This is a genomic window from Neorhizobium sp. NCHU2750, assembly GCF_003597675.1.
In the GTDB taxonomy this organism is placed as follows: Bacteria; Pseudomonadota; Alphaproteobacteria; order Rhizobiales; family Rhizobiaceae; genus Neorhizobium.
On record NZ_CP030827.1, the window covers coordinates 3,394,183 to 3,405,000 of the forward strand.

At 57.6% G+C, this 10,818-nt stretch carries 5 protein-coding genes, 1 tRNA gene, 2 rRNA genes and 1 pseudogene; 5 read left to right on the forward strand and 4 right to left on the reverse strand.

Annotated features, from left to right (window positions below; genetic code table 11):
- Positions 1-31 precede the first annotated feature (31 nt).
- The 5 genes from NCHU2750_RS16445 (at position 32) to NCHU2750_RS16465 (ending at position 6,304) form a co-directional block, all read left to right on the forward strand.
- Positions 32-946, forward strand: coding sequence for an ABC transporter permease (locus NCHU2750_RS16445; protein ID WP_119943429.1), 915 nt, complete (start codon positions 32-34; stop codon positions 944-946).
- Between the two features lie 14 nt (positions 947-960).
- Positions 961-1,890: an ABC transporter permease gene (locus NCHU2750_RS16450; RefSeq protein ID WP_119943431.1), complete on the forward strand. Its 930-nt coding sequence runs from the start codon at positions 961-963 to the stop codon at positions 1,888-1,890.
- Positions 1,883-3,502 carry an ABC transporter ATP-binding protein gene (locus NCHU2750_RS16455; protein WP_119941500.1) on the forward strand — a complete coding sequence of 540 codons (1,620 nt, stop codon included), beginning with the start codon at positions 1,883-1,885 and terminating at the stop codon, positions 3,500-3,502. The genes NCHU2750_RS16450 and NCHU2750_RS16455 overlap by 8 nt, the downstream gene beginning before the upstream one ends.
- Positions 3,503-3,530: 28 nt before the next feature.
- Positions 3,531-4,412 (forward strand): dihydrodipicolinate synthase family protein, encoded by an 882-nt coding sequence (locus NCHU2750_RS16460; RefSeq protein WP_119941501.1) that lies wholly within the window; start codon positions 3,531-3,533, stop codon positions 4,410-4,412.
- Positions 4,413-4,960: 548 nt separating this feature from the next.
- Entirely contained in the window at positions 4,961-6,304 is a 1,344-nt protein-coding gene (locus tag NCHU2750_RS16465) for an O-antigen ligase family protein (protein ID WP_119941502.1), read from the forward strand.
- A 51-nt stretch (positions 6,305-6,355) separates the two neighbouring features.
- Here the strand turns inward: NCHU2750_RS16465 and NCHU2750_RS30955 are convergent.
- From NCHU2750_RS30955 to NCHU2750_RS16480, 4 genes and pseudogenes are all read right to left on the reverse strand, one after another.
- Positions 6,356-6,645, reverse strand: a pseudogene (locus tag NCHU2750_RS30955) (transposase); the annotation flags it as partial.
- Positions 6,646-6,836: 191 nt separating this feature from the next.
- Positions 6,837-6,913 (reverse strand) — tRNA-Met (locus NCHU2750_RS16470).
- 254 nt (positions 6,914-7,167) lie between these two features.
- Positions 7,168-7,282: ribosomal RNA gene (gene rrf, locus NCHU2750_RS16475) — 5S ribosomal RNA — on the reverse strand.
- Between the two features lie 239 nt (positions 7,283-7,521).
- Positions 7,522-10,320 (reverse strand): 23S ribosomal RNA (locus NCHU2750_RS16480).
- Between the last annotated feature and the right edge of the window lie 498 nt (positions 10,321-10,818).

Here is a 10,818-nt window from a genome sequence, read left to right on the forward strand (position 1 = left end):
CAAGATCGAGGCCAGCAAGATCGAGGTCAAAATGCTCAGATTCATCCGCAAACGCGCCCTCGCCAGCCTGATTTCGCTGGTCGGGCTGCTGGTCATGGTCTTCTTCCTCTCCCGCCTGACCGGCGACCCGGCATCCCTCTTCCTCCCGGTCGAGGCCTCGGCCGAGATGAAGGCTGAATTCCGCCACCTGCACGGGCTGGATCAGCCGATCCTGATCCAGTTCCTCCACTATGTCGGCAACGTCCTGACGGGAGATCTCGGAGAATCCCTGCGCAAGGCGCGCCCCGCGCTCGATGTGGTACTCGAAGCCTTCAGCTGGACCCTTTGCCTCGCCGTCATCACCATGGCGCTCGTCACCGCTGCCGCGATCGTCGTCGGCTCGCTCGCCGCCTTCCGCACCGGCGGCTTCTTCGACCGCTTCTCCTCGATGCTCTCGCTGATCGGCGCATCCGTTCCCGATTTCTGGCTCGCCATCGTCGCCATCGTCGTCTTCGCCATCCAGCTTTCCTGGCTGCCGACCTCGGGCACCGGAACAGTGTCGCATTGGATATTGCCGATCTGCGTCCTCTTCGTGCGCCCCTTCGGCATCATCGTTCAGGTCGTGCGCGGCTCGATGATTTCCGCCCTCTCGTCCGCCTATGTGAAGACGGCCCGTGCCAAGGGCGTCAAGTCCGGGCCGATCATCTTCGTTCACGCGCTGCGCAACGCCATGCTGCCGGTCATCACCGTCATCGGCGATCAGGCTGCAAGCCTGTTGAACGGCGCGGTCGTCATTGAAACCATCTTCGGCTTCCCCGGCGTCGGCAAGCTGATGATCGACAGTATCCTGCAGCGTGACTTCAACGTCGTGCTGGCGGCAATCCTCGTTACCGCCTTCGCCATCTTCCTCATGAACCTCGTGATCGACCTTGCCTATGCGCTTCTCGATCCGCGCATCCGCTACTGAGGACCGACATGACCATGGCCATCCAATCCACCACCAACGACGACAAGACCACGAGCGAACCGGGCGCAGTCCGGCGCATGGCGCGCATGCTCTGGGCCGACAAGTTCGCGCTCTGTGCCGCGATCTTCCTCGTCTTCGTCATCGTCATGGCGATCATCGGCCCGACCTGGCTGACCGAACTTGCCACCAAGCAGAACCTGCGCGGCCGCAACCTCGCCCCCTTCGATTTCTCCCGCGAATGGTACATGTGGCTCGGCGCCGATGCGCTGGGCCGTCCGCTCTGGCCGCGCATCATCGTCGCCACCCAGAACACCATCATGATCGCCGCCGGCGCCGTCTGCATGTCGGCCATCATCGGCACGTTTCTAGGCCTGATCGCCGGCTTCTCCTCCGAGCGCGTCAGCCAGGTGATCATGCGCCTTGCCGACGTCATCATGTCCTTCCCCTCGCTGCTCGTCGCCGTTATCGTCCTTTATATTCTCGGCTCGTCGATCGTGAACCTGATGGTCGTGCTGGCGATCACCCGCATTCCCGTCTACCTGCGCACCACCCGCGCCGAAGTGCTGGAAATCAAGAGCCGCATGTTCGTGCAGGCCGCAAGGGTGATGGGCGCATCGAGCAGCCGCATCCTCTTTCGCCACATCCTGCCGGTCGTCATCCCGACGCTGACGACGCTCGCCACCCTCGATTTCGCCTATGTCATGCTGGCGGAAAGCGCCCTGTCCTTCCTCGGCATCGGCATCCAGCCGCCGGAAATCACCTGGGGCCTGATGATTTCGCAAGGCCGCCAGTATCTCACCAATGCCTGGTGGCTATCCTTCTGGCCGGGCCTGGCGATCATCCTCACCACCCTGTCCCTGAACCTCCTGTCGAACTGGCTGCGTATCGCGCTCGACCCCGTCCAGCGCTGGCGCCTGGAAATGAAAGGAGCCAAACATGGCTGACCATCTGCTTGAGGTCCGCAACCTCTCCGTCGATTTCCACACCGCAGGCGGCATCGTCCACGCCGTACGCAACATCTCCTACCATCTCGACCGCGGCGAGACGCTGGCCATTCTCGGCGAAAGCGGTTCCGGCAAGTCGGTCTCCTCGTCGGCGATCATGAACCTGATCGACATGCCCCCCGGCAGGATTGCCTCCGGCGAGATCCTGCTCGACGGCAAGGATCTCCTGACGATGAGCGCCGAAGCCCGTCGCGAGGTGAATGGCCGTCGCATCGCCATGATCTTCCAGGATCCGCTCAGCCACCTCAACCCGGTCTATACCGTCGGCTGGCAGATGCGCGAGGCGCTGAAGACCCATGGTATCGGCACCGCAGAGGCTCAAAAGGAGGCGCTGCGCCTGTTCAAGCGCGTGGCCTTGCCAGACCCCGAAAAGGCGCTCGACAAATATCCGCACGAGTTTTCCGGCGGCCAGCGCCAGCGCGTCATGATCGCCATGGCGCTGGCACTGAAACCCGATCTCCTCATCGCCGACGAACCGACGACGGCACTCGACGTGACGGTGCAGGCGGAAGTTCTCGCTCTGTTGAAGGAGCTGCAGCGCGAAACCGGCATGGGCGTGCTGATCATCACCCACGATCTCGGCGTCGTCTCGGAAGTGGCCGACCGCGTCGTCGTCATGGAAAAGGGCCAGCTCGTCGAAAGCGGCACGGTGCGCGATGTCTATCGCAATCCGCAGCACCCCTATACGAAAAAGCTGATCGCCGCAGCCCCCGGCAAAGGCGACATGCATGAGCCTGAGGCGGGTGGCGAACCGATCCTCAGCGTCAGGGATGCGCGCAAGTTCTACGGCGGCTTCGAGGCCCTGAAAGGCATTTCCTTCGATCTGAAGGCCGGCGAGACGGTCGCCGTCGTCGGTGAAAGCGGCTCGGGAAAGTCCACCCTGGCCCGCATCCTGTTGCGGCTCGACGAACCGGATGGCGGCACCGCCCACTGGAAGGGCAAGGACCTTTTCACCATGTCGCCGTCAGACCTGTTCAAGCTCCGGCGCGACCTGCAGATGGTGTTTCAGGACCCGACCCAGTCGCTTAATCCGCGCATGACCGTCTTCCAGCTGATCTCGGAGGCCTGGGTCATCCATCCCGGCATCCTGGCCAAGGCGAAATGGCGCGAACGCGTTGCCGAACTGCTCGGCCAGGTCGGCCTTTCCGCCGAGCATATGGGTCGTTACCCGCATCAGTTTTCCGGCGGCCAGCGCCAGCGCATCGCCATTGCCCGCGCCCTTGCGCTCGAGCCGCAACTGATCGTCTGCGACGAGGCGGTGTCCGCGCTCGACGTGTCGGTGCAGGCGCAGGTGATCACGCTTCTCGACAAGCTGCGCCGCGAAATGGGCATCGCCTTCATCTTCATCGCCCACGACCTGCCGCTGGTGCGCGATTTCGCCGATTACGTCATGGTCATGCAGAAAGGCGAGGTGGTCGAATTCGGCACCGTCGCAGAGGTCTTCGACAATCCGCGCGAGCCCTATACCCAGGCGCTGCTTGCGGCGAGCCTCGATCCCGACCCCGATATCCAGGCCGCCAACCGCAATGCCCGGCTGGCCGCCGTTTCCTGATCCATAGATTGCTTACCGGAGTATAATGATGACCAAGAAAGCCTTCGTCGCGATCGTGACCTGCTTCAACGACGACGAGACCATCAATTTCGAGGCGACCCGTGCCCAGGTGCGCCGTCAGGTCGCCGCCGGCAACAACATCATGTGCGCCGGCACCAATGGCGATTTCAGCGCCTTGACCCATTCGGAGAAGATCAGGCTCTTGGAAGAAGTGGTCGATGAAGTCGGCGGCAAGGTCGATGTCATCGTCAATGCCGGCATGCCGGCGACCTTCGAGACGCTGCAACTGGCGAAGGAATTCGACCGCATCGGCGTCAACGGCATTGCCGTCATCACCCCCTTCTTCATCGCCTGCACGCAGGATGGCCTGATCCGCCACTTCTCCACCGTCGCGGATGCGGTGAAGACGCCGATCTATCTCTACGATATCCCCGCCCGCACCCAGAACCATATCGAGCCGGAAACCGCCCGCAAGCTCGCCACCCACGGCAACATTGCCGGCATCAAGGATTCGGGCGGCGCGCAGGATACGCTGGAAGCCTATCTGCAGGTATCGAAGGAAGTCGAGGGCTTCGAGGTCTATTCCGGACCGGATCACCTCGTTCTCTGGTCGCTGCAGAACGGCGCGGCAGGCTGCATTTCCGGTCTCGGCAATGCCATGCCGAAGGTGCTGGCCGGCATTGTCGGCGGATTCAATTCCGGCGACATTGCGGAAGCCGAGCGCCAGCAGGCAATCTATACGGCCTTCCGCACCGATCTCTATGCCCATGGCTTTCCGCCTGCCATGGTCAAACGCGCACTCTACCTGCAGGACGCCTCGGTCGGCGCAAGCCGCCAGCCGGCGCTCCTGCCCAATCCCGAGCAGGATGCAAAGATCGCAGACGCCCTGCGCAAATACGGGCTGCTCTGAGAGCCAATAGAGATTGCGATAGCTCAACATCGGGTCAACGGAGAACGCCTAACCTGAGGCGGTTTCCGAAAACCGCCGGAAATCCGGAACCAACGGAACAGTCAGACGACCGCGCTGAACAGGTCAGCGCATGCGCCGACATCCGCTGCTTGACCGACTGCGGGCACTGGTGGCCATTGTCGATAAAACCGATCTCCAGCGCCACGGTCAGTAGATGGCCGGCAAGTTCCGCTTTTGCGGATCAATGGACAGGATAGTCAAATGATGCGCGCTATCCGCTGCCGCGAAACTGCAATGCCCCGGCTCAGCCAGATCATAAACACTCGACGGCCGGCCACCGGATACTGGAGACCGCCGGCATAGGCATGGCCGGCCGTCACGGCCGTGCCACGACCATCGGAGGCTGGGGAAAGATTTGGAGGATGTGACCGCGATGGCTGGCGGGATCCTAGAAGAGATCACCAGCTGAAGATGGCGATTAGGGATAACAAACGGTTTACTTTGCATCCGCTTGAAACAACCCATAGGTTAAGTCTTAGGCAGAACCAATGGACCGTGCAAGCATCATGAGTTCTGAACTACACCACATCTTGGACGACAATTCCGATAGCCATCAGATCGCGATAGGGCACTTGGCATCATCAGTACTTTTTGTCGTAATCATCCTTTACTTCTGGATCGGGCTTTCGCCTTTCTCAAGCCTTGCTGAACGAGCCTCCCTGCCGGTCAATAGTTCCAACCCCCTTAACCAGCTCGTGATGATGAGCATCTCATTGTCCGTGATTGCCATGCTGACGTTTAACCCAGCAGTACATCTGGCCGTCAAACTTCTCGGCTTCTTACTCGTTATTTTCCTTTGGCTGGCGATCACGAGCCTTGCCGCGCCTGACCCGCTGTTTGCGCTGCGCCGTCTGATATATGCTCTGCTGACTTGCGTATGCGCCTGCGGGGTTCTCCTGTTGCCGCGCAACAGCGAGCACTTTGCAAGACTGATGGGCATTTGTCTGCTGTTTATGCTCGCCCTATGCTATTTGGGGGTATTGATCTTACCGAGCCGGGCGATTCATCAAGCAAGTGATGCGGTTGAAATCGGCCTTGCTGGCGATTGGCGTGGCTTTTTCCTTCACAAAAACACCGCCGCGGCCGCGATGGTCTATTGTGTGTTTCTAGGACTATTCATTCGCACACGGAGCTCGGCCGGGCTTGGATTGCTCATTGTCACTCTATCAGCTGTCTTTCTTTGGAAAACCGGAGGAAAAACAGCCGCTGCCATGCTGCCAGCAATCCTCTTCGCTACATGGTTCTTCGAACGGGCCGGTCATTTCCGCCTTTTCGTCGTCGGCCTCACATTAGCTTTGATGAACTATATCTTGATATCAGCGGCTGTTTCGCGGTCGATGCAAGCCTTCCTGAAATCGAACGGTATCGATGCGACCTTTACCGATCGTGCCGCGATATGGCGGATCGCGATATCCGCCATATCGAATAGTCCGATGACGGGTTATGGTTTTCAATCGTTCTGGGGCAGCGACGCCGTATACAGGGGCGAAGCTGCGATGAAAAACTGGGCTGTGATGGCCGCGAGTGCCCACAACGGGTATCTCGAACTGTTACTCCACGGTGGCTGGCCTCTGCTGGTGCTCATGCTGCTATGGATGGTGATCCTACCGTGCCGTCACATTGGTATCGCCATTAAACGGAAAACCGAACCCTCACTGACACGCCTCTTCATCCACTGCTGGCTATTTTCAGTGTTCCTCGGCTGTCTTGAAAGCGCATTCCTGACCGGGGAACAGATGTGGTTCATGATGCTGGTCTCCCTTTTTGGATTAAAGCTTCAAGCCTATGCGGATCCAATCCTACCGCCTTCGACTGAGCCGACCAAAGCCTGAGGGCGGGTCAAAGCCTTGAAAGCTGCCCGCTTACCCTGTGGCGGTTCACGGGCTCACCCCATGTTGTTTGCAGGCCTGCGCCACTGCGTCCCGCTTCACATCGGGCGTCACCATTTTTTTTGAAGCGACATCTTTCAGAATGGCATTGTCCGGCATGATCTCGGCCAGCAGCTTTTCGGCTTGGCATTTTCGTCTTCCAAAACCTTCAGCTTGCGGGCAGCACACACCTCCACGCCGCCGAACTTCGCCTTGTATGTCTAGAAGGTCGCCCCGGATATCCCGTGCGTGCGGCAGACATCGGCCGTCCGCCTGCCCCTCTCCTGTTCTTTCAATATCCCGATTGACCGCTTGTCCGTGAGCCGTGAGCCGCGAGCCGCGAATGCATCATTCGGGCTGTCTCCTTGATATGACGGACTCGACCAAGATCTGGAGGAAATTAAGGGACTCAGGTCAAACCGCGCTGGCGCCGGGTCACGACTTTCACGTGCGGATGAGTCGTCGCGCTGGCGATGACTTGTCTTTGAGGAAAGATTGGTTGCGGGGGCAGGATTTGAACCTGCGGCCTTCAGGTTATGAGCCTGACGAGCTACCGGGCTGCTCCACCCCGCGCCAAGCGTAAATCCCTATGGGATTTATCGCGGTAGCGTCACAGCTATGCTGTGATGCTTTCTGCCGAAGCAACGAGGTGAGCTCGTTGTCTCCTGTAAGGTGGGCACCGGCCGAAGCCTGTGGGCCAACCTTCATTTATTTCGTTCTGCAAACAATAAAGGGCCGCTTTAGGCGGCCCAATCGGAGTTTCGGCTTGGGCCGAGATGTGTTGAGAAGATTGTTTTCATGCGTGTTGCATTCATTGCCTTTAAAAGACCTGGCAGCGACCTACTCTCCCGCGTCTTAAGACGGAGTACCATTGGCGCTGGGGCGTTTCACGGCCGTGTTCGGAATGGGAACGGGTGCGGCCGCCCCGCCATAACCACCAGGTCATTTAAGGGCAATGTGAAGAGAAGCTGGTTCACTCGAAGAGTGATTGATTGAACACGTCAGATGAACCTTTGCAGTCTGCATCGATGCTTTTGGCACCCATACAGGCCTTCAGGCCGTCGCCGATCGTTCGGCGGGCCGTCCGCAGGCAGCATCCGAAGGATGCGTACGCCGTCAGGACAAGGTTTAAGGCTTATCGTCGCCGCGGAAGCGGCGATGATGAGCATTGATCAATGAGAGCGATTAAGCCAATCGGGCTATTAGTAAGGCTAAGCTTCATGCATTGCTGCACGTCCACACGCCTCCTATCAACGTGGTCGTCTTCCACGGCCCTGATAGGGAATACTCGTTTTCAGGTGGGTTTCCCGCTTAGATGCCTTCAGCGGTTATCCCTTCCATATATAGCTACCCTGCTATGCCGTTGGCACGACAACAGGTCCACCAGAGATATGTCCATCCCGGTCCTCTCGTACTAGGGACAGATCCTGTCAATATTCCTACACCCACGGCAGATAGGGACCGAACTGTCTCACGACGTTCTGAACCCAGCTCACGTACCGCTTTAATTGGCGAACAGCCAAACCCTTGGGACCTGCTCCAGCCCCAGGATGCGATGAGCCGACATCGAGGTGCCAAACAACCCCGTCGATATGGACTCTTGGGGGTCATCAGCCTGTTATCCCCGGCGTACCTTTTATCCGTTGAGCGATGGCCCTTCCACGCGGGACCACCGGATCACTATGACCGACTTTCGTCTCTGCTCGACTTGTCAGTCTCGCAGTCAGGCGGGCTTATGCCATTGCACTCGACGACCGATTTCCGACCGGTCTGAGCCCACCATCGCGCGCCTCCGTTACTCTTTCGGAGGCGACCGCCCCAGTCAAACTACCCACCATACACTGTCCCGGATCCGGATGACGGACCGCGGTTAGACATCCATGACGATAAGGGTGGTATTTCAAGGATGGCTCCACGAAGACTGGCGTCCCCGCTTCAAAGCCTACCACCTATCCTACACATGCCGACACGAATGCCAGTGTAAAGCTATAGTAAAGGTGCACGGGGTCTTTCCGTCTAACCGCAGGAACCCCGCATCTTCACGGGGAATTCAATTTCACTGAGTCTATGCTGGAGACAGCGGGGAAGTCGTTACGCCATTCGTGCAGGTCGGAACTTACCCGACAAGGAATTTCGCTACCTTAGGACCGTTATAGTTACGGCCGCCGTTTACTGGGGCTTCGATTCAGAGCTTGCACCCCTCCTCTTAACCTTCCAGCACCGGGCAGGCGTCAGACCCTATACGTCGTCTTTCGACTTCGCAGAGCCCTGTGTTTTTGATAAACAGTCGCTACCCCCTGGTCTGTGCCACCCCAATCCACTTGCGTAAAAAGGGGTCACGCTTCTTCCGAAGTTACGCGTGCAATTTGCCGAGTTCCTTCAGCATAGTTCTCTCAAGCGCCTTGGTATACTCTACCTGACCACCTGTGTCGGTTTCGGGTACGGTCTATAACGGTGGAGCTATTTCCTGGAACCGCTTCCCTGCCCAATCAATCCAATAAGAATGAACAAGCTACGCGATCCGTCACTACCACCAGGCCCACGAATATTAACGTGGTTCCCATCGACTACGCATGTCTGCCTCGTCTTAGGGGCCGGCTAACCCTGCTCAGATTAACTTTAAGCAGGAACCCTTGGTCTTTCGGCGAGAGGGTCTCTCACCCTCTTTGTCGTTACTCATGTCAACATTCGCACTTCCGATATCTCCAGGGGCCCTCACGGGTCCCCCTTCACAGACTTACGGAACGCTCCGCTACCACGTGGATAAATCCACATCCTCAGCTTCGGTGCATGGCTTTAGCCCCGTTACATTTTCGGCGCAAAGACCCTTATTTAGACCAGTGAGCTGTTACGCTTTCTTTAAATGATGGCTGCTTCTAAGCCAACATCCTGGTTGTTTTGGGATCCTCACATCCTTTCCCACTTAGCCATGACTTGGGGACCTTAGCTGGAGGTCAGGGTTGTTGCCCTCTTCACGACGGACGTTAGCACCCGCCGTGTGTCTGCCGACTAGTACTCCCAGGTATTCGGAGTTTGGTTAGGATCAGTAAGACGGTGAGTCCCCATAGCCCATCCAGTGCTCTACCCCCTGGGGTATTCGGTCGACGCTCTACCTAAATAGATTTCGCGGAGAACCAGCTATCTCCGAGTTTGATTGGCCTTTCACCCCTAGCCACAAGTCATCCCAATCTATTGCAACAGATGCGGGTTCGGCCCTCCAGTTGGTGTTACCCAACCTTCAGCCTGCTCATGGCTAGATCACTCGGTTTCGGGTCTAATGCAACTAACTGAACGCCCTGTTCAGACTCGCTTTCGCTGCGCCTACACCTACCGGCTTAAGCTTGCTAGTTACACTAAGTCGTTGACCCATTATACAAAAGGTACGCCGTCAGGCTTGCGCCCTCCGACTGCTTGTAGGCATCCGGTTTCAGGTTCTATTTCACTCCCCTTGTCGGGGTGCTTTTCACCTTTCCCTCACGGTACTTGTTCGCTATCGGTCATGCACGAGTACTTAGGCTTGGAGAGTGGTCTCCCCATGTTCAGACAGGATTTCACGTGTCCCGCCCTACTCAAGGACAATCAGTGTTCTACGCCTACGGGACTGTCACCCACTATAGTCAAGCTTTCCAACTTGTTCGGCTTTATTCCTGATTGCCACTGGCCTGGTCCGCGTTCGCTCGCCACTACTTGCGGAGTCTCGGTTGATGTCCTTTCCTGCAGGTACTTAGATGTTTCAGTTCCCTGCGTTCGCTTCTAACACCCTATGTATTCAGGTGTAGATACCTTATAACAATACCTAGAAACCTAAACCGTGCCTAAACACGGCTTAAACTTTCTAGGTATTTAAGGTGGGTTGCCCCATTCGGAGATCCATGGATCAAAGCTTATTCGCAGCTCCCCACGGCTTTTCGCAGCGTATCACGTCCTTCTTCGCCTGTGCATGCCAAGGCATCCACCAAATGCCCTTACGACACTTAATCGTTCTCATTGCCAATGCTCATCAGTCTAGCTGCCGTTTCGTCAGAAACGAGCAGCAGCAGGGCTACCTTTTACAACCCCGCCATCTCATGATGACATCGACGTGTTCTTCTCGATCAGATCGCTTTATCGAGGTCACGCCGAGCGACCTACTTGCGTCTGATCATAAGACCAGCTTCTCGAGATTAAATCCGGGTCCGTGCGGTTAGCAACCGGACATCAATAAGTCATCAGATGAACCCGAAGGTTCAAACAACGACCGACCAGAGTGACAAGCTTCCTATCTCCACCGATCCCTCTTTCGTGTCCGGCCGGCTAGGCCATCAACGACATCATAAGGACCGGCTTCAAACCCAGGCCTACCTTGCGGTAAATCCCAGACCTGGAAGCCTCCAGATCAATCTTCTCTTCACGATTTTTGCAGAACAGGCATGCGCTTCATCGAAGCGATGCAAACTTTTACTTCTTCAAAGGATATGGACCCGCCATCTCGACACCAA